The organism is Rhodococcus sp. USK13 (genome assembly GCF_018343855.1).
GTDB lineage: Bacteria > Actinomycetota > Actinomycetes > Mycobacteriales > Mycobacteriaceae > Rhodococcus_F > Rhodococcus_F oxybenzonivorans.
In genome coordinates this window covers 3,383,954-3,402,657 of sequence record NZ_CP069242.1, presented here as the reverse complement: position 1 = coordinate 3,402,657, position 18,704 = coordinate 3,383,954, and the positions used below count along the sequence as shown (strand labels likewise).

General features: G+C 67.2%; 17 protein-coding genes. 4 read left to right on the top strand and 13 right to left on the bottom strand.

Annotation, left to right across the window (positions count from 1 at the left end; translation table 11 throughout):
- Window positions 1-34 precede the first annotated feature (34 nt).
- Genes JQT59_RS18040 through imuA' form a run of 3 tightly spaced genes read right to left on the bottom strand, consistent with a single transcriptional unit; the run spans window position 35 to window position 3,001 of the window.
- Complete coding sequence (locus JQT59_RS18040) at window positions 35-631, bottom strand: dihydrofolate reductase family protein (protein ID WP_213577204.1); 597 nt, start codon at window positions 629-631, stop codon at window positions 35-37.
- Entirely contained in the window at window positions 624-2,177 is a 1,554-nt protein-coding gene (locus tag JQT59_RS18035) for a DNA polymerase Y family protein (protein WP_159925707.1), read from the bottom strand. Before JQT59_RS18035 ends, JQT59_RS18040 begins: the two co-directional genes overlap by 8 nt.
- Window positions 2,174-3,001, bottom strand: coding sequence for a DnaE2-dependent mutagenesis accessory factor ImuA' (gene imuA' / locus JQT59_RS18030; protein WP_502939860.1), 828 nt, complete (start codon window positions 2,999-3,001; stop codon window positions 2,174-2,176). Before imuA' ends, JQT59_RS18035 begins: the two co-directional genes overlap by 4 nt.
- Before the next feature lie 208 nt (window positions 3,002-3,209).
- Between imuA' and JQT59_RS18025 the strand changes: the two genes are divergently transcribed.
- Window positions 3,210-4,421 (top strand): serine/threonine-protein kinase, encoded by a 1,212-nt coding sequence (locus JQT59_RS18025; protein WP_109331477.1) that lies wholly within the window; start codon window positions 3,210-3,212, stop codon window positions 4,419-4,421.
- A gap of 13 nt (window positions 4,422-4,434) precedes the next feature.
- On the opposite strand, the gene JQT59_RS18020 is transcribed toward JQT59_RS18025, so the two are convergent.
- Window positions 4,435-5,094, bottom strand: coding sequence for a response regulator (locus JQT59_RS18020; protein WP_213577202.1), 660 nt, complete (start codon window positions 5,092-5,094; stop codon window positions 4,435-4,437).
- A complete protein-coding gene (locus JQT59_RS18015; RefSeq protein WP_502939858.1) occupies window positions 5,091-6,446 on the bottom strand; it encodes a sensor histidine kinase in 1,356 nt (451 codons plus the stop codon). Before JQT59_RS18015 ends, JQT59_RS18020 begins: the two co-directional genes overlap by 4 nt.
- A gap of 149 nt (window positions 6,447-6,595) precedes the next feature.
- Here JQT59_RS18015 and JQT59_RS18010 point away from each other — a divergent pair, with 149 nt between their 5' ends.
- Both JQT59_RS18010 and JQT59_RS18005 read left to right on the top strand, forming a co-directional pair.
- Entirely contained in the window at window positions 6,596-8,053 is a 1,458-nt protein-coding gene (locus JQT59_RS18010; RefSeq protein WP_249354525.1) for a PspC domain-containing protein, read from the top strand.
- Window positions 8,031-8,270, top strand: a complete 240-nt coding sequence (locus JQT59_RS18005) for a hypothetical protein (protein WP_159925701.1) — start codon at window positions 8,031-8,033, stop codon at window positions 8,268-8,270. The genes JQT59_RS18010 and JQT59_RS18005 overlap by 23 nt, the downstream gene beginning before the upstream one ends.
- 62 nt (window positions 8,271-8,332) lie before the next feature.
- Here JQT59_RS18005 and guaA read toward each other — a convergent pair whose 3' ends face one another.
- From guaA to guaB, 4 genes are all read right to left on the bottom strand, one after another.
- Window positions 8,333-9,904, bottom strand: coding sequence for a glutamine-hydrolyzing GMP synthase (guaA, locus tag JQT59_RS18000; RefSeq protein WP_159925699.1), 1,572 nt, complete (start codon window positions 9,902-9,904; stop codon window positions 8,333-8,335).
- A 100-nt stretch (window positions 9,905-10,004) separates the two neighbouring features.
- Window positions 10,005-11,783, bottom strand: a complete 1,779-nt coding sequence (locus JQT59_RS17995) for a GMC family oxidoreductase N-terminal domain-containing protein (protein WP_213577200.1) — start codon at window positions 11,781-11,783, stop codon at window positions 10,005-10,007.
- Between the two features lie 207 nt (window positions 11,784-11,990).
- Window positions 11,991-13,130, bottom strand: a complete 1,140-nt coding sequence (locus JQT59_RS17990) for a GuaB3 family IMP dehydrogenase-related protein (protein WP_159925695.1) — start codon at window positions 13,128-13,130, stop codon at window positions 11,991-11,993.
- 26 nt (window positions 13,131-13,156) lie between these two features.
- Window positions 13,157-14,680: an IMP dehydrogenase gene (gene guaB, locus JQT59_RS17985; protein WP_109331493.1), complete on the bottom strand. Its 1,524-nt coding sequence runs from the start codon at window positions 14,678-14,680 to the stop codon at window positions 13,157-13,159.
- A 219-nt stretch (window positions 14,681-14,899) separates the two neighbouring features.
- Here guaB and JQT59_RS17980 point away from each other — a divergent pair, with 219 nt between their 5' ends.
- Complete coding sequence (locus JQT59_RS17980) at window positions 14,900-15,304, top strand: DUF5319 domain-containing protein (RefSeq protein WP_005239778.1); 405 nt, start codon at window positions 14,900-14,902, stop codon at window positions 15,302-15,304.
- Between the two features lie 83 nt (window positions 15,305-15,387).
- Here the strand turns inward: JQT59_RS17980 and JQT59_RS17975 are convergent, their stop codons facing one another.
- The 4 genes from JQT59_RS17975 to JQT59_RS37115 all read right to left on the bottom strand — a co-directional run bounded on the left by JQT59_RS17975 (window position 15,388) and on the right by JQT59_RS37115 (window position 18,662).
- Complete coding sequence (locus JQT59_RS17975; RefSeq protein WP_213577199.1) at window positions 15,388-16,401, bottom strand: anti-sigma-D factor RsdA; 1,014 nt, start codon at window positions 16,399-16,401, stop codon at window positions 15,388-15,390.
- Window positions 16,385-16,963: a sigma-70 family RNA polymerase sigma factor gene (locus JQT59_RS17970; protein WP_109331498.1), complete on the bottom strand. Its 579-nt coding sequence runs from the start codon at window positions 16,961-16,963 to the stop codon at window positions 16,385-16,387. Before JQT59_RS17970 ends, JQT59_RS17975 begins: the two co-directional genes overlap by 17 nt.
- A 148-nt stretch (window positions 16,964-17,111) precedes the next feature.
- Window positions 17,112-17,966 (bottom strand): hypothetical protein, encoded by an 855-nt coding sequence (locus JQT59_RS17965; RefSeq protein ID WP_249354523.1) that lies wholly within the window; start codon window positions 17,964-17,966, stop codon window positions 17,112-17,114.
- 57 nt (window positions 17,967-18,023) lie between these two features.
- Window positions 18,024-18,662: a transcriptional regulator gene (locus tag JQT59_RS37115; protein WP_502939856.1), complete on the bottom strand. Its 639-nt coding sequence runs from the start codon at window positions 18,660-18,662 to the stop codon at window positions 18,024-18,026.
- Between the last annotated feature and the right edge of the window lie 42 nt (window positions 18,663-18,704).

The window sequence follows — 18,704 nt, the reverse complement described above, 5'->3', positions numbered from 1 at the left end:
GCGCCGCACGGGCGGTCCGTTCACAAGTTGGGTTTCACGGTGTGGCGGGGACGACCCGATAGCGCAGCGTCACGATCCCCGACTCGTAACCCTTCGCCTCGAGGAGCGTGAGGGCGTGCATCCCGGTGTCCTCGTCGAGAAGGCGCTGCCCGCGCCCCAGCAGCACCGGCACCACGCGTAACTGAATCTCGTCGACCAGATCTGCCGCGAGTAGCGACTTGGCCAGCGTGATACTTCCCCACACGACCACGTCACCACCGGGCTCCCGCAGCAACTGCCGCACCCGCTCGATCACGTTCCCGTCGTACACCTGCGCCGGTTCCCACGATCCCCACGGCGCCCTGCCGAGGGTGGACGAGAACACGAGCTTGGGAAGCGTGTTCACCACCTCGGCCACCACCTCGCCTTCCGCGGTGGGCCAGTACTCGACGAACATCTGATAGGTGTTGCGGCCCAACAGAACCAGATCCACATCGGCGAGAAGATCTATGTTGTCCCGATCGACCTCACCGAAATCGGACACCGCCTCGAAGAAGTCGAGCTCGCCCGACGGCCCGGCGACGAACCCGTCGAGAGTGGTCAGTTCCTGCACGATCACCCGGCGAACTGCGGGCGTAGACAGCTCACTCATAGATTCCCTCCACCGTCCACCGATCCGCCGTGCAGATCACCAGCAGCGCCCGCGACTCCTCGAGCAGCACCTGCGCCCTGGCCGCCGTCCGGGCGGCGGGCGGATCCCACCACCGCTCGTCCACCGGCCACGGTCCCGCCCATCCGCACACCGTCCACTCTTTACTCCCCCAGCGCAACCGAGCGGGAGGCGCACTGAACACACCGCGTTCCGTGACCGTCACGGCAGCACCCCGTGCGTCCACGATGCCGACCTCGGGATGTGCCGTCAACACAGCGGAAGGTGCCGGTTCGGGAAGCGTTCCCGGCCACGGCTCCGACGGATCGGAACGAGGAATCAGCTCATCCCCCAACGGCAGCAGGGTGATGCGCTCCGCCGGACCCCGCCCACCACTGAGAACACCCACCTGCACGGCTTCACCGCCGAGAAGTCCCTGCACCCGCACCAGGGCTCGCCGGGCCCTCTCGTCCTGATCTCCGACTCCACCCCACAGCCCCAACTGCAGGGCGCCGGAAGCCACCACCTCCACCGGCTCGAGCCGCAGGACCGCGATACCCGCGGTGGGACGCTTCTCGCTGCGCCCGGTCAACCACCCGTCCAACTGCCACCGCACCCGGTCCGCCGTCGCCTCCGGCGTCAACGGCTCCGCGCATCGCCACGTCCGGGACAACTGCTCCCCGTTGCCGGTGATTGCCGACACCGACAGCCGAGTACAGGCCACCCCCGCGTCGGACAGGGTGCGGTGCAGTTTCTCCGCCAACGCCCTGCCTGCGAACGCTGCGGCGTCGACCCGTTCGATCACGGGGTCGCAGTGTTCTTCCACCTCCAGGTCGGGAGGTAGCGATCGCGCCGACGGGGGACGCTCCGGCTCACCCCGCGCCGCACGATGGGCAAGCACCGCGTCGGTTCCGAAGCGGGACGCCACATCACCTGCCGGCAGCGCCGCGAAGGCGCCGATGGTGCGAAGTCCCAGACGGTGCAGCAGATCGACCAGTTCACCACGGTGAGCTGCCGCGAGACTGGGTTCGGCAGCCAGTTCCCTCATCGGCAGCGGCGCCAGGAACTCCGCTCCCCGGCCGGGAGGCACGAGCACCCCTCTGCGAGCGGCGATCACGGCCGTGGACAGTTGATCGGCAATGCCCACCTGGCACTCGACCCCCACAGCCGACACCTGGTCCACCAACCGCTCCGCAGCGGCTTCCTCGGAGCCGAAATATCTGCTGACACCCCGCGCCGACAACACCACGAGCCCGGGACGCAGCACCTCGACTCCGGGAGCCACGGCGTCGATGGTCGCGGCAACCGGCTCGAACAACCGCGCGTCCCGCTCGGCATCCGCTGTCACCACGTGCAACCGGGGGCACCGGGCCTGGGACTCGCGGCGACGCAGTCCCCGGTGCACCCCGTCCGCCCGGGCCGTCGCCGAACAGGCCACCACACGATTACCCGACGTCACCGCCACCGGATGAGTGGGCGGGAGGTCAACGGCTGCAGCAGCTGCGACCGCAGGCCAGTCGGGACACCACAACGCCACTACGCGGCTCACAGCCCCACCACTTCCGCCGCTTCCGGAAAACCTGCCTCCGGGAGAGCGTTGTCCGGCGTGCTCACCCACTCCACTCGACCCTGCGCCGAACGCACGTCCAGCCGGGTGGTGCGCGGCTGAAACGACCGCCCCCGGGCGCACACTGCCAGGCTGAGTGAACGTAGCCGGCCGCACCCCCGTTCCTGGGATCCATTGCCCAGTCCCGCATATCCGCGGACCCGGGCATCCAGTCGCATCTCAGCACCGTCCCAGTGTCCGTCGGTGACCACCAGGGTCGAACCCTTGCTCCGCGCGCGGGCCATCACCGCGCGGGCACGGGACGGCGCCACCGAGGCTCCACCCAGGCCGAGTACCACCAGATCCATACCGTCCAGCAGCACCGCGGCGATCTCCACCGGATCAGCTCCGGGGTCGGGAATCAGAGCGAGGCGTTCGAGCTGCGCCCCCATCTCGACAGCGGCGAGCAACCCGAGCTGGGGATGCCCGATCACAGCGACATGTCCCCCGTCTGCGGTGACCGACGCGACCAGCCCCAGCAGAAGTGAGGTGGCACCGGAAACCGATACCACGGAACCCCGCACCAGCCCGCCTCTCGGAAGAAGGTCGGCCAGCGCAGCCGGAACCGGGAGCACCCCGGCCGTGTCCGAATCGGGGGCCGAAGACTTGCCCGGTGTGTGCAGCGCTCCCTCCATCGGAGCGCGATTCGCCACCGATTCCCCGCGAGCGGGGACCGCCGCCATCCTTCGCCGGAGGAAGTCCAGACGCTCCTGACGGGAGAGCCCCGACAACTCCGGCGGCGCAGCAGACTCCGGAACTGCGGCCACATCAGCCAACTCGACACCCCTGTCACTCGACATCAACAGCGGTCGGCAACCACGGGGAAGACGCGGCTCGAACAGACGCTACGTTCGAACGTATTTTCGAACTCGTTTCCAGTAAAGCCGGTCGGTGAGTGCCCGTCAAGTGGACCACGTATTCGCAGGTCAGGAGCGTCGCACCGCCCGTGTCCGCATCATCCTCTAACCTGAACGCGTGACTGAGCAGGCGCAGAGCGAAAGGGGCATCGGACCCGAATATCTGGTGGCGGGAAGGTACCGTCTGAGGTCCAAACTGGGCGGCGGCGGCATGGGTGCCGTGTGGCTGGCGAGAGACACCCTGCTGCACCGGGACGTAGCCGTCAAACAGGTCACCACGACGGCCGGACTCGACCCCGACGAGGCCCGCCGCGTCCGTGAACGCACTCTCCGGGAAGGGCGCAACGCCGCCAAACTCACCCACCGCCATTCCATTGCGATGTACGACGTGGCGCTCGAAGCCGGGGAGCCCTGGCTGGTCATGGAATACCTACCGTCCCGCAGCCTCGCCCAGGCGATGAATATCGCCGACACGCTGCCGCCTCTCGAGGTAGCTCAGATCGGTGCGCAGGTGGCGGACGCCCTGGTGGCCGCGCATGCCGCGGGCATCGTGCACCGGGACATAAAACCGGGCAACATCCTCGTCGCCGACCGGGGCCGGGAACTCGGCACGGTCAAGATCAGTGACTTCGGCATCGCCCGCGCCAAGGGCGACGCCGCCGAATCCACGAACGGCGTCATCACCGGAACCCCCGCGTACTTCTCCCCCGAGGTTGCCCGCGGCCAGGATCCCACCGAGGCCAGCGATGTCTTCTCCCTCGGGTCCACTCTGTATACCGTGGTCGAGGGGCAGCCGCCGTTCGGCATCGATTCCGACTCCATCGCACTCCTCCATCGCGTCGCGAAGGCCGAGATCTACCGCCCGGCCAAGGCCGGGCCGCTCACCGAAACGCTGTTGCACCTACTCGAACCCGACCCGGCGCGACGTCCCACGATGGCCGAGGCCCGCGATGCGCTGGCCCGGGTGGCCATGGGCGGGGACGGTGATGTCGCCCACCTCGTCGGCTCACCCGTCTATTCCGCCGACGGCACGATTCCCTCCTGGGCCCACCGTTCCACTCCGTTGCCCCCTCCGCACCGACGGAGCAAGATCGGCTCCACTCAGGCCGGCCTCCCCGCGGTGCCCCAGAGCACGCCCTTGAAGAACGTTCCCCGCCCGCTGGGCAAACTGCAGTGGCCGCCGCGGCCCACTCCGCCCGCCCCCGGTGCACCCGAACCCACGGTCCGCGATCAGGTGGTGGCGTGGGCACCGATCGCCATGGGCGTGATGGTCGCCATCTTGATACTGGCCGTGCTCGTCGCCGTGGTCGTCCTGCTGGCCCAGCCCTGAGCGGCCGTACGTATCAGTCGATCCGACGACGGTGCGCCCACCGGGTCAGCGCATTGCGGTTCGACTGCTGCGTTTTGCGCAGCACGTTGGACGCATGGGTTTCCACCGTCTTCACCGAGATGACCAGTTCCTCGGCGATCTCACGGTACGTGTACCCCCGCGCGAGCAGCCGCAGAACTTCCATCTCGCGCGGGGTGAGCGAATCGAGTTCCGGATCCAGCTGCGGTTCGGGAGCATTGGAGCGGCCGGTGAAGGAGTCCAGCACGAATCCGGCCAGCCTCGGGCTGAACACGGCGTCACCGCCGGCGACCCGGCGGACTCCGTCGGCCAGCTCCCCACCCGAGATCGTCTTGGTTACATAACCGCGTGCACCCGCCCGGATCACGGCGATCACATCCTCGGCGGCGTCGGACACGCTCAGCGCCAGACACACCGGCCCCTCCTCGATGCCGCGCAATACGGCGACACCACCACCGTCGGGCATGTGAACGTCGAGGAGGACGACGTGCGGGGCGGTGGCGTTGATACCCGACACCGCCTCTGCCACACCGCCGGCCTCCCCCACGACCTTCATGTCTGCTTCCCGTCCGAGTTCGGCACGCACACCGGACCGGAAGACGGCGTGATCATCTACGAGAAAGACGCGATACGGCGGTGTTTCAGGCAAGCTCACTGTGGCTGTTCCTCGGCGTGGACGGTAGTGTCGCCCCACTCTAGGCCAGCGTCGTCCGTAATCTCGGTAGCATCCGCCCCGGCCTTGGCATGGCCGTTTCGCGGCATGGAGATCCGGACCTCGGTGCCCTTGCCCGGTGCCGACCGCACGTCCACGTGTCCACCCCGGCGATCGATCCGCCCGCGGATCGACTTCGCCAGTCCCTGCCGATCCGGCGGCACTTCGTCGATGTCGAAGCCGACACCACGGTCCCGGACGAACACACTGACCTGTTCGCGCTCCGCCTCGGCGAAGAGGTTGATGTCGGTCTCGCCGGAATGCTTGGCCGCGTTGACGAGTGCCTCCCGCGTCGCACCGAGCAAGGCTGTGAAGCTTTCCTTCGACAGCCCCTCTCCCGTCCCCTCCACATCGAGGGGGACGTCGCCCACCGTCACCGGCCGCACCGTCACACCGTGCTGGTCCTCGACCTCACCGGCGATGATGCGCAGCGCCTCCGCGAGACTCGACTGGTCGGCGTCACCGCCGCCGAACAACCACTTGCGCAGTTCGCGTTCCTGTCCGCGCGCGAGCCGGGCCACCTCCTGTGGGTGATCTGCCTGCTTCTGGATCAGCGCCAGCGTCTGCAGGACCGAGTCGTGCAGATGGGAGGCGATCTCCTCACGCTCCTCGTTGCGAATCCTCGCTGCCCGTTCCGCTCCGAGCGCACGCCACAGCCGCAACCACAGGGGCACGGTCAGTAGGCCGGCGCCGACAAGGGTCACCACGACCGCCAGCAACGACGACCGCAGGGCCTCCAGATCGACCTGAGCGAGGATCACCACGCCCAGCCCGGAGACGATCAGTGTCACGCCACCGAGAACCCGCGCCCACGTGAGAACGGTGGGCCGCTGCGGCAGCCCGATCACGGTGCGCGGGCCCTCCGAATCGAATTCCCGCCACACCAACGCCGCACCCACCGCGACCACGATGATCGGCGCAATCACCGATCCCGCACGGCCACTGAACAACCACGACAATGCGGAGGCACCAGCGAGACCGATGGCGATCAGGCCGATGGCCCTGCGTCGTTCGGACGCGCTGGGCTTCTCCGTGTCGACACCCGCCGACGTGAAGATCCACAGGAGGCCGTACGCGACGATGCCGGCACCGGCCAGCGCCGCCAGAGCGGCGAACACGACGCGCACCTTCAGGACGTCGACACCCAGCTGATCGGCGATACCGCCCGCGACGCCACCGACGACACGACCCGCAGCCCGGCGTTCGAGCCGCGGCATCGGCACATCGCCCGGCGCCACCGGTGGCATCAGCGGGCCACCACCGGTCTGCGCTGCAGAAGGCACGGCGTTCGACACAGATTGCACATACTCGATACTGGCACGATCACCCCGCCCGGGCATCAGGGTCCAACCCTGACTTCGCGGACCGGCACGGCCAATTCCGGGCGGAAAGATCAGGGTAGTTCCCGATGTACGCGCGGGGCGTCGGCCGCAACGATGGTCGTATGAGCAATGGGAGTTTCCAAGAGCAGATGCACGATCTGTGGCGGACCCGGCCGGTGCGGTTGCCCGGGCGAGGTCACGTCGCCGGTGTCTGTGCGGGAATCGGATACCGTTACGGCGTCGATCCCGTACTGATACGAGTCGCTTTCGTGGTGTCGACCATCTTCGGCGGCGCCGGTGTACTCCTCTATCTGGTGTGCTGGCTCGGCCTCACCAAATCCGGTGACCCGGCCTCGCCGGCGGAGTCCCTCGTCGGTCGCGGCCACAGCTCGGATTCGGGCACCAAGACCGTCGTCCTCCTCGTCGCTCTCGCCATCGCCGCCAGCACGGTCGGGCCGTTCGGTGTCGGACTCGGCGGATCGGGTCTGATCAGCATGGCGTTGATGCTCGGCGGACTGTGGTTGTTGTATCAACGGCAACCGGTGCCGCCGCCCCTCCCGCCCGGGGTCGCACCGACCGGTGTCGGAACTGGCTATCCGGGCACGAGTTACGCCCCCGGACCGTTCGGCGGCAACCTGTTCGGCGCCGACCCGTATGGAGCCGGTGTCTACGGCGGCAGCGCGTACGGCGCCGGCCCGCACCCCACCTACAGTCCGTACACCACGCTTCCCGATTCCTACACGCCGAGCCCCGCGGCCACTCCCACCGCGGACAGCACGGATCGAACGAACACACCGTCCCCCACCGAACCCCCAGCGAGCGAGCAGAAGACGGTGTCGTTCGAGAAGTCTTCCGAGCCGACCCCCAGCAGCTTCGCGCCTCCGACACCGTTCGCACCACTCGAACCACGTCCACCGGCCTGGGATCCGCTCGGAGTGGCCCCCTTCGCCTGGGACCTTCCCGAGCCGGCCGGAACTCCCACACCCGCCGCAGCACCCGGGCGTAAGCACTCGCGCCTGACCACCATGGTCATCGGACTCGCCATCCTCGCCGCCGCAGCAGCGACGGCACTGTCGGTCGCCACCGGATCGGAATGGCTGAACCCGGGACGTATCGGTGCCGTCGCACTCGCTGTGATCGGTGCAGGCCTCGTAGTCGGGAGTGTTGTCCGCAAGGGCTACGGATTGCTCGTCGTCGCCGGACCACTGGTGGGATTCGTCGTTCTGGCCTCGCTCGTCGGCTCACTGAACTTCGACGGACGCAGCATGGGCGAACAGAGATGGGAGCCCATGTCGGCGGCCGACCTCGATTCCGAATACTCGGGCGGTTTCGGCAGCTTCACCCTCGACCTCCGCAGGGTCGAGCTCACCGAGGACAAGACGGTGACCGTGAACGGAAACGGTGAGGTGATCGTGCTCCTGCCACCGAACATGAACGTCCGCAACGACTGCTCGGTTCAGTTCGGTGACAGCCAGTGCCTGCCCGACGGTCTCGACGGCGGAGCGGACGGACCGGAAGGACCCGTATTGAATCTCGACGTGAACGCACAATTCGGAAATGTGGAGGTGCGTCGTGGATGACATCGACGACACTCAGGACACCGGCACCACCTCACGGAAACGGCCGTCCCCGCTCCTGTTCCTCGCAGGTCTGGCAGCACTGCTCGTGAGCGGCTGGGCCCTCGTCGGTCCCTTTTCCCTCGAACCCCTCGCGAATGTCGAATTCCGCTGGTTGTTCGTCCTGGTCGCCGTGGTCGTCGGGGCAGTTCTCGTCTTCGCACCGAATAGAAAGAGATAGTCCGGCAACACGAAAGCGCGGTGGGCGGGGCCTCGGCCTCGCCCACCGCGCTTTTCAGTGCGTCACTCCCACTCGATGGTTCCCGGCGGCTTGCTGGTGATGTCGAGCACCACTCGGTTGACGTCGTGCACCTCATTGGTGATGCGGGTGGAGATGCGCTCGAGCACCTCGTACGGCACTCGTGTCCAGTCCGCCGTCATCGCGTCTTCACTCGACACGGGCCGCAACACGATCGGGTGACCGTACGTCCGCCCGTCACCCTGCACCCCTACGCTGCGGACGTCGGCCAACAGCACCACCGGGCACTGCCAGATCAACTTGTCCAGCCCGGCGACCGTCAACTCTTCGCGCGCAATGGAATCGGCGTGCCGCAGGATGTCGAGGCGCTCTTCGGTGACCTCGCCGATGATGCGGATACCGAGCCCCGGCCCCGGGAACGGCTGGCGTCCCACGATCTCCTCGGGCAGGCCGAGTTCGCGGCCGACCGCACGCACCTCGTCCTTGAACAGCAACCGGAGTGGTTCGACGAGCGTGAACTGCAAATCTTCCGGCAACCCGCCCACATTGTGGTGACTCTTGATATTGGCGGTTCCGGTGCCTCCGCCCGACTCGACCACATCCGGGTAGAGCGTGCCCTGCACCAGGAAGTCGACGGTGTCACCGTGCGCAGCGTTCTCACCCAGCACGTCGCTGACCGCGCCCTCGAAGCTGCGAATGAACTCGCGGCCGATAATCTTGCGCTTGGTTTCGGGATCCGACACCCCGGCCAGAGCGCCGAGGAAGGTGTCCGCGGCATCGACGGTGATCAGTTTCGCACCTGTCGCAGCCACGAAGTCCTGTTCGACCTGCACTCGTTCCCCGGCACGCATCAAACCGTGATCGACGAACACACAGGTCAGTCGGTCGCCGATCGCGCGCTGCACGAGGGCCGCCGCGACCGCGGAATCGACACCACCGGACAACCCACAGATCGCCTTGCCGTCTCCGACCTGCTCGCGCACCTGCTCGATCAGGGCGTCGGCAATGTTCGCGGCCGTCCACGCCGGCGGAATGTTCGCGATCTCGTGCAGGAATCGGCTGAGTACCTGCTGGCCGTGCGGCGAATGCAGGACCTCGGGGTGGTACTGCACTCCCGCGAGTTTGCGGGCCCGGTCCTCGAACGCGGCCACGGGGGCGCCCTCACTGGTCGCGGTCACCTCGAAGCCTTCCGGCGCTTCGGTGACCGCATCCCCGTGACTCATCCACACCGGCTGGTTCTTGGGCAGGCCGTCGTGCAGCAGCCCGCCCTGCACCGTCAAGTCGGTGCGGCCGTACTCGCGTGTGCCCGTGTGCGCCACCGTGCCGCCGAGAGCGCCGGCCATGGCCTGAAATCCGTAGCAGATTCCGAACACCGGGACGTCCAGATCGAACAACGCCGGGTCCAGCTGCGGCGCACCCTCGGCATACACGCTCGACGGCCCACCCGAGAGCACCACGGCGAGAGGTTTCTTCGCCTCGATCTCCGCGACGGTCGCGGTGTGCGGGACCACCTCGGAGTAGACCTTCGCCTCACGCACCCGCCGGGCGATCAGCTGCGCGTACTGCGCGCCGAAGTCGACGACGAGGACGGGTCTCTGTTGCTCGATATCTGTCACCGGGTCAGTCTAATCGGCGCAGCTCTGTGGTCTACGCGACCCCATGTCCGTGCACAACCGCCGCCCTTCGAACGACCTGCCATTCAGCCGACACTGCGATTCAGGCGACGCCGTGGCTCTGGGCGACACCCTGGTTCTGGGTGACACCCTGCTCCTTCGCGGCCGTCGTCGAGGAACCGTTGCGGATTTCGACGATCGGCAGCACCAGCGCTGCGGGCGCGTCGGCGGGAACCACCGGCGCGGTCGGCGGCACCGGGTTCAGGCGGCGGTATCCCTCACCCTGGGCGGGGCGTAAGTCCTTCTCACCCTTGTTCGGCCACAGCGACGCTGCCCGCTCTGCCTGCGCCGAGATCGTCAGCGACGGGTTCACCCCCAGGTTCGCCGACACCGCGGCACCATCGACCACGCTGAGCGTCGGGTATCCCCACACGCGGTGGTAGGGGTCGATGACACCGTGCTCGGGGTCCGAGGCGATCGTGCAGCCACCGAGGAAGTGCGCCGTGAGCGGAATGTTGAACACATCACCCCACGTGCCTCCCGCGCGGCCGTCGATTTTCTCCGCGATGCGCCTCGTGGCCTCGTTGCCCGCAGGAATCCAGCTGGGGTTCGGCTCACCGTGACCCTGCTTGCTCGTGAACTTGCGCCGGCCGAACAGGCCCTTCTTGGTGTACGTCGTGATGGAGTTGTCGAGATTCTGCATTACCAGCGCAATGATGGTGCGCTCACTCCACCGGTACGGGGTGAGCACCTTCAGCGCCTTCGGATCCTTCGCGAGTTCCCTGAGGAACGTCATCCACCGTCGGCCGCCGCCGTCGGTCAGGAGCGTCTGCAGCAGCGCCATCGAGTTCGAACCCTTGCCGTAGCGCACGGGCTCGACGTGGGTGTCCGAGGTGGGATGGAACGACGACGTGATGGCGACGCCCTTGGTCAGCTCCAGCGCGGGATCGACCTTGTTCTTGGCCGCGCCGAGAATCGACTCCGAGTTGGTACGGGTCAGCACACCCAGTTGATCGGAGATCTTCGGGAGCGCGCCCGTCTCCTTCTGGTCGAACAGCAGGTGCTGCGTGCCCCACGTTCCGGCGGCCAGCACGACCTGGGCAGCCGTGTACGTCTTGCGCTTGCGATTCTTGACCGGGCCGGTCCGCCGGGTGAAGACGTCCCAGGTGCCGTCCGACGCCTCCCGCAGACCGGTGACCGTCGTCATCGGGATGATGTCGGCGCCCGCCTTTTCGGCAAGACCGAGGTAGTTCTTCAGCAGGGTGTTCTTGGCACCGTGCCGGCAGCCGGTCATACATTCACCGCACTCGATGCACCCGGTGCGGTCGGGGCCCACTCCGCCGAAGTAGGGGTCGGGCACCGTCTTGCCCGGCTCACCGAAGAACACGCCGACCGGGGTCTGGATGAACGTGTCACCCGCCCCCATGTCCTCGGCCACCGCCTTGATGATTTCGTCGGCCGGCGTCATGTGCGGGTTCTGAACTACGCCGAGCATCTTCCGTGCCTGGTCGTAGTAGGGGCTGAGCTCGTCGTACCAGTCGGTGATGTGCGCCCACTGCCGGTCCTGGAAGAAGGAGGCGGGCGGCTTGTACAGCGTGTTGGCGTAATTGAGCGATCCGCCGCCCACTCCGGCGCCCGCGAGGATCAGGCAGTCGCGCAGGAGGTGAACCCGCTGGATGCCGAAAAGTCCCAGCGCAGGTGCCCAGAGGAACTTCTTCAGGTCCCAGCTGGTCTTGGCGAAGTCGGCATCGGCATAACGCCGGCCGGCTTCGAGGATGCCGACCTTGTATCCCTTCTCCACCAGCCGGAGCGCGGTGACGCTGCCACCGAATCCGGACCCGACGATGAGAACGTCATAGTCCGTCGCGCGTTGCTTCTTCATCCTCGACCTCCACCGAACCTGGGTTATTACTCGCCAGTATGCACCCCAGCGCTGTGACAGCTGCCACAGGGGTTACCTTAACTGTAACGATTGGTATCAGGAACGGCTGCGCACCTGCACAAGAAAATCGCCCAACGCCGCACCGGTGCTGTCGAATTGACACCGGGGGCATTGGGCGATGAGAGAAAAGTGGAGCGGAACGAGGCCCTACGCGCGGACCGTCAAGCCCACCTTCTGGAATTCCTTGAGGTCCGAGTAGCCGGACTTCGCCATGGATCTGCGTAGGCCGCCGACGAAGTTCAGGGAACCGTACGGATCGTTCGACGGGCCCGCGAGGACCTGGTCGAGCGACGGTCGTTCGCCGAAGGACACCGGCAGCATCGTGCCACGGGGAACCGACGGATGGGCTGCCGCCGACGGCCAGTACCAGCCGCCGCCGGGTGCTTCGGCCGCGACCGCGAGCGGCGCACCCAGCACCGCTGCGTCCGCACCACAGGCGATCGCCTTGGCGAGATCACCCGACGACGCGATGTCCCCGTCCGCGATGACATGGACGTACCGCCCACCGGTCTCGTCGAGGTAGTCACGTCGAGCGGCCGCTGCGTCGGCAATGGCGGTGGCCATGGGAAGACCGATGCCGAGCACTTCACCGGTGGTGGTAGCCCCCTCCGTGGAGCCGTACCCGACGATGACACCCGCCGCTCCCGTGCGCATCAGGTGGAGCGCGGTGCGGTGATCGCTCACCCCACCGGCCACGACGGGAACGTCCAGTTCGGAGATGAACGTCTTGAGGTTGAGCGGCTCACTGTCGCCATGGGCGACGTGCTCGGCGGAGATGATCGTGCCGTGGACGACGAGGAGGTCGATGCCGGCCTCGATCAGATGCGGAGTCAGTGCCCGCGCATTCTGAGGGCTCACCCGCACAGCGGTGGTGACCCCGGAGTCACGGACCTGCGCCACCGCGGCAGCGAGCAGGTTCGGCTGCAGCGGCGCAGCATGCAGTTCCTGCAGCTTCCGGATGGGAGCTTCGACGTCGACGTCCGATTCCGCGAGGGCGACGAGCTCGGCGAGTTTCGCCTCGACATCGGCGTGGCGGCCCCACAGTCCTTCACCGTTGATGACGCCGAGACCACCACGCTTGCCCAGCTCGATCGCGAACGCCGGCGACACCAGCGCGTCGGTGGGATGCGCGAGCACGGGAATGTCGAAGCGGTAGGCATCGAGCTGCCAGGACGTCGACACCTCCTTGGAGGAGCGTGTCCGCCGGGAGGGGACGATGTCGATGTCGTCCAGCTCATAGGTTCGTCGGGCTGTTCGGCCCATGCCGATCTCAACGAGGTCGCGCACGCGCGCCCCTTTCTCGTGACTGGTTGCTAGCGAGCGGTGTAGTTGGGAGCTTCCACCGTCATGGTGATGTCATGCGGGTGGCTTTCCTTCAGACCCGCCGCGGTGATCTGCACGAACTGGGCGTTCTGCAGCTCCTCGATGGTCGACGCTCCCGTGTAACCCATCGCGGCCCGCAGACCGCCGGTGAGCTGATGCGTGACCTGGGACAGGGGGCCGCGGAACGCGACCCGGCCCTCGATGCCCTCGGGAACCAGCTTGTCCTCGGACAGCACGTCGTCCTGGAAGTAGCGGTCCTTCGAGTACGACTTGGCGGCGCCGCGGCTCTGCATGGCGCCGAGGGAACCCATTCCCCGGTAGCTCTTGAACTGCTTGCCGTTGACGAGGATCAGTTCGCCCGGCGACTCCGCGGTGCCGGCGAGCAGCGACCCGAGCATCGCCGTCGACGCGCCCGCGGCGAGCGCCTTCGCGATGTCGCCGGAGAACTGCAGGCCACCGTCTGCGATGACCGGCACACCGTGCGGTTTCGCGGCGGCGACCGCCTCGAGGATCGCAGTGATCTGCGGGGCGCCGACGCCGGCGATCACACGGGTGGTGCAGATCGAACCGGGGCCCACACCGACCTTGACGGCGTCGACTCCTGCCTCGATGAGTGCAGCCGCACCGCTACGGGTGGCGACGTTGCCTCCGATGATCTGGACCCGCTCGTCCACTTCGGCTTTGAGCTTCGAGATCATGTCCAGCACGCCGGCGGAGTGCCCGTGCGCACTGTCGACGACCAGAACGTCGACGCCGGCGTCGGTGAGCGCCATCGCCCGACTCCACGCCTCGTCGCCGACACCCACCGCCGCACCGACCAGCAGGCGCCCGTCTCGGTCCTTGGTGGCATCGGGATGCTGTTCCGTCTTCACGAAGTCCTTGACCGTGATGAGGCCGGTGAGCTTGCCTTGACCATCCACGATCGGGAGCTTCTCGATCTTGTGGCGACGGAGCAGACCCAACGCCACCTCCGCGGTCACACCCTCCTGGGCGGTGATCAACGGCGACTTGGTCATGACTTCCGACACGGCGCGGTTCTGGTCGACTTCGAAGCGCATGTCACGATTCGTGATGATGCCGACGAGCTGACCGGCGTCATCCGTTACCGGGAGTCCGGAGATGCGGAAGCGCGCGCACTTGGCGTCGACCTCGGCGAGGGTGTCGGACGGCTTGCACGTGACCGGGTCGGTGACCATGCCCGCTTCGGATCGCTTGACCGTCTCGACCTGCCCGGCCTGAGCGTCGATGGACAGGTTCCTGTGCAGAACACCCATACCGCCTGCGCGGGCCATGGCGATGGCCATGCGCGCTTCGGTGACAGTGTCCATCGCGGAACTGACGAGGGGAACCCGCAGTCTGATGTCGCGAGTCAGCTGGCTGGACGTATCGACCTGGCCAGGGATGACGTTCGACGCCGCCGGTAAGAGCAGGACGTCGTCGTACGTGAGACCCAGCATTGCGACCTTGTTCGGGTCGTCACCGCCGGTGTGTACATGCCCTGCTGAACTGGTCATGCGGTTCGGGCCCTCCATGGAACTCGGATGCAGCGCCGGTAGCGCCGTCGTGGAAATTTCGGGAATGCGGATACAGACAGAAAGTACGGAGCAACGATCGATATTCCCAGCTCCTCAGACCATGGTATCGGCTCCCCGGGATCCTCATGCGAGCCCACCCACGCTGGGCCTACGCCGAACGGCTGGCGCAGACCGGCCTGACCTGCGTACCGTGGTGCTGTGCGCGATCAACTGCCTCCCGGTCTGCCCCCGGACCCCTTTGCCGGCGACCCCGCCGACCCGTCCGCAGCTCTCGATGCGATCGAACCGGGCCAGCCACTCGACCCCCACGAGCGACTCGCTGTGGAGGAAGACCTGGCCGACCTCGCCGTATACGAGGCTTTGCTGGCCCATCGCGGGATCCGTGGCCTCGTCGTGTGCTGTGAAGACTGCCAACAGGATCACTATCACGACTGGGACATGCTCCGGGCCAACCTCCTCCAGCTCCTCGTGGACGGCACCGTCCGGCCACACGAGCCTGCCTACGACCCGACACCTGAGGCGTACGTCACCTGGGACTACTGCCGCGGCTACGCCGACGCCTCGATGAACGACGCTCTGCACGGTGACGGCTTCGACGCCTGATCCGAACAACCCGTAGACGCAGCTGTGGCCCGACACGCGAAGTGTCGGGCCACAGTTGTGTGCGCCGGTAACGGCGCACCATGTCAGCTGGTGGGGGGCGGAGGCACCGGAACGGTGGTCGTGGTGGGCAAGGGCACCGTCGACTGCTGCTGTTGCTGCGTCGGCGGCTCAAAGGTCGGGAGATCGTCCGTCGGCTGTGTGGGAACCAACATGATCGTCGGATCGACCGTGGAGGGCGGCGGAGGCTCGGTCTGCGGCAGTTGAGGCAACTGCGGCAACGGAATCGGGGGGAGTCCCGGCAACTGGAGGTCGGTGCTCGGCAGAGTAGTTCCTGGCTGCGGTTCGACGCCCGGCAACGTGGTGCCCGGCAGTCCTGGCAGCGACGTCGGTAGCTCAGTGGTCTGAGCGGGCGCGTCCGTCGTGGTCGTACCGGGCGCGGGCGCCTGCGCGGTCGTGGTGGGTGCAATCTCGGCCAGCTGGGCTGCGAGCTTCGCACGCCAGACCTCGAGTTCGCGCCGCTGGTCGGCATCGCGGATACCGCCGGCCCGGTCGGCCGCGTTGTCGAGGAGGTTCTTGACGGACTCGGCGTCGCCGGTCGCGAGCATGCGCTCGGCTTCCTGCAGCTGTGACGTGGTGTCGATCTGCGCCACCGTCGAATCGGCCTGCTGGCTGAAGACCACCGATTTGACGCTCCACAGCGGATCGCCCGGTTCGGCGTTGTAGGAGAAAATGGTGGCGCCGCCCATCACGACGGCGATCGCTGCGGCAGCGCCCGCGATCGGCCGTAGTAGACGCAACTTGCCGCGAGCGGCGCTCCGGGCTTCGCGAGCATCCGCCTCGTCCATGGCCGCGATGACGTCGTCGAGCAGCGGCCCGTCCGGCATCGGTGTCGCGACGATGTCTGCACGCCAATTCGCGAGCAGGAGTGCCAGCTCGTATTGCTCCGGCGAATCCGTCGCAACAGGACCACCACCGGCGATTGCGTCGATCAGTGCATCGTCACGGCGCACTGCCGCAACGTCCACTGGTGCGTCGCCGCCTGGGAGATCGGCATCGGGATTGCCGATCCGCTTGTTTCCCCTAGCCAAACCTCTCACCTGCCTTTGTCACTTCTTTTTTCAGTTTCGCGATAGCTCGGTGTTGAGCTACGCGGACAGCTCCCGCGGTACTACCCACGGCCGCAGCCGTCTCCTCTGCCGACATTCCGACCACGAGGCGGAGGATCAAGATCTCCCGGTGCTTCTCCGGCAGCGTGCTGAGCAGATCGTTCATCTGCCTGCTCGCTTCCGAGTCGAGCGCCCTCTGTTCGGGTCCGTCATCGTTGGCTACGACATCTGGTACTTCGGCGACCGGTTCCGATTTGTTACGTGCGGAGTTCCGATGCGCATCTGCGACCTTGTGTGCGGCGATCCCGTAGACGAATGCCATGAAAGGCCGTCCCTGGTCCTCGTAGCGAGGTAAGGCGGTCATCACAGCGAGGCACACTTCCTGTGCCACGTCATCCGCGGAGAGTTGTCCCCTCTCCGCAGCACCGACCCTGGCTCTGCAGTAGCGCACAACCAGGGGCCGAATGTTTTCCAGGACCAGAGCTAAAGCGGCCCGGTCGCCCTGCGTTGCAGCGGCGACAGCGGAGTCCAACTCCTCGCTCGTATTAGTCATCGTCCGTGAATATCCTGGCGTTACAGTGGCACCTCCCCCGATGGGTGTGCTCCCGCTCTCAGCGGAACACTTAAAGGGTAACGGTGCGGACCGAGCGGTATTCGCCCGGATTCGCCCGGAAGCGCCCCTGGACGTCCGACCAGGACCATCACCGCCGGAAGTGTCCGCCGCGGCCCGCGACGATCTCCTCACACTCTTCGCGTGCCTGCTGTGCGCGCGGATCGCCGGTCACGCCGGCGAGCAACATGGCAGCGGCCCACTTCAGGGGTATCAGACCGTGTTGTTCACATCCCTCGAGTACTTCGGCGGCGAGGTGCGCAGCCGGTCCGGAATCGGATTCCCCTGTCATCGATGCGCTACGGAGCAGTTGGGATTTCAGGTGGTGGCGGACCGAACCGACGTGCGCCGAAATTTCTGCCGCGTCCACGGCGTGGCGGCGCGCCGACGAGAAGTCGGCGCCCGCCAGGAAGAGTTCGGCGCTCACCCAATGCAACCGGACGTGCTGTCGCCAGAGATTCCCGGTGTCGTCCGTATCCGCACCTTCCCCTCCGAGGTGCTGTCCACAGCGATCGAGTAGACGCCATCCCAGGGCCAGGCGTCCGCATCCCAATGCGTCGGCGGCGAGCCCGGTGAGCGCATCGCACCGTGCCGCCAGCTCGAGCGCACTCCCCGCCGCGGGGTCGGCCGGTCCGCTGCCGATCAGGGCGAGCGCCCGGCCGTCGAGACCGGACGCGGCCCGGTGGTCCCCCAGCTGCCGTAACAACGAGGCTTGCGTGCTCCAGGCCAGGGATGCGACCGCCGGACCGGCCTGCCGGTCGCGGGTGATGTCCGTGAGCTCCGCCCGCGCCCTGCTGTAGCGGCCTTGACCACCCAGCGCCACCGCCCGCATCCACCGCTCCACGGGTCGCGTGGACGTCGGTAGCGGGTGCCGTCCCGGATCGGCGCCGAACGCCGCGCCGGTCAAGATCCGGGTGATGTCGATGTGGCGACTAGTGGCGGGCACGACCGCATCCTGTCACCGCTGCGCCGCAGCTTCATGTCACCACTGCGCCGGGGCTGGTCAGATGAGTGCGGTGACGGCATCGACGGCGTCACCCAGATTCCCGACCGACTTCACCGACCGGGGCAGATGTGCCGCTGCGGCCCCGGGTCCGGCCGCCAGCAATGCAAGTCCACTGCGGCGACGTCGGATGGCGCGCGAGAGAGATGCCACGTCACAGTCTCCCGCCGGCAGCCAGAGCACGATCACGTCCGGTTCTGCGTTCGTCACGGACGCGAGTAGGGCGGTGCGGCCCACCGGCCTCGAGGTGCGGACGTCGACCGACGCCGTGGCCAGCGCGGCGCCGAGCGCGCGGAACCCGAGGTCGTGCGCGATTGACGGCCGTCGAAAGTCGAGGCCGGTGGGGACGTCCACGAGCAGCACCCGTCCGCCGACGGCGATCGGGGCGTCGAGTGTCATCGTCGACAGCATGCCCGTCACGCATTCGACGAAGGCACGACAGTTCACTGCGGCCGCGTCCGAGTTCCGCCCCTCGTTCGCCCAGTCGAGGACCGGGACGAGCACGGTCTCCCACACGGCAGGCAATCCGCGCTCGGCGGCGGCGCGGGAAACGATGCGGCGGATCGTGACGATGTCGCGAGCGATCAAGGCCCTCGACAGATTCCGCACCGCAGGCTCGGCGTCTTCGAGGACGGAAATCGTGGCCGAAAAGTGCGACGAGTTTGTTTTGCCTTCGTTTAC

What these genes read in the sequence shown, in the direction of transcription:
- JQT59_RS18040 (WP_213577204.1), bottom strand. Translation starts at nt 631, where the DNA reads ATGAGTGAGCTGTCTACGCCCGCAGTTCGCCGGGTGATCGTGCAGGAA.
- JQT59_RS17995 (WP_213577200.1), bottom strand. Translation starts at nt 11,783, where the DNA reads ATGAAGAAGCAACGCGCGACGGACTATGACGTTCTCATCGTCGGGTCC.
- JQT59_RS18005 (WP_159925701.1), top strand. Translation starts at nt 8,031, where the DNA reads ATGTGGAGGTGCGTCGTGGATGACATCGACGACACTCAGGACACCGGC.
- guaB (WP_109331493.1), bottom strand. Translation starts at nt 14,680, where the DNA reads ATGACCAGTTCAGCAGGGCATGTACACACCGGCGGTGACGACCCGAAC.
- JQT59_RS17970 (WP_109331498.1), bottom strand. Translation starts at nt 16,963, where the DNA reads ATGACTAATACGAGCGAGGAGTTGGACTCCGCTGTCGCCGCTGCAACG.
- JQT59_RS18010 (WP_249354525.1), top strand. Translation starts at nt 6,596, where the DNA reads ATGAGCAATGGGAGTTTCCAAGAGCAGATGCACGATCTGTGGCGGACC.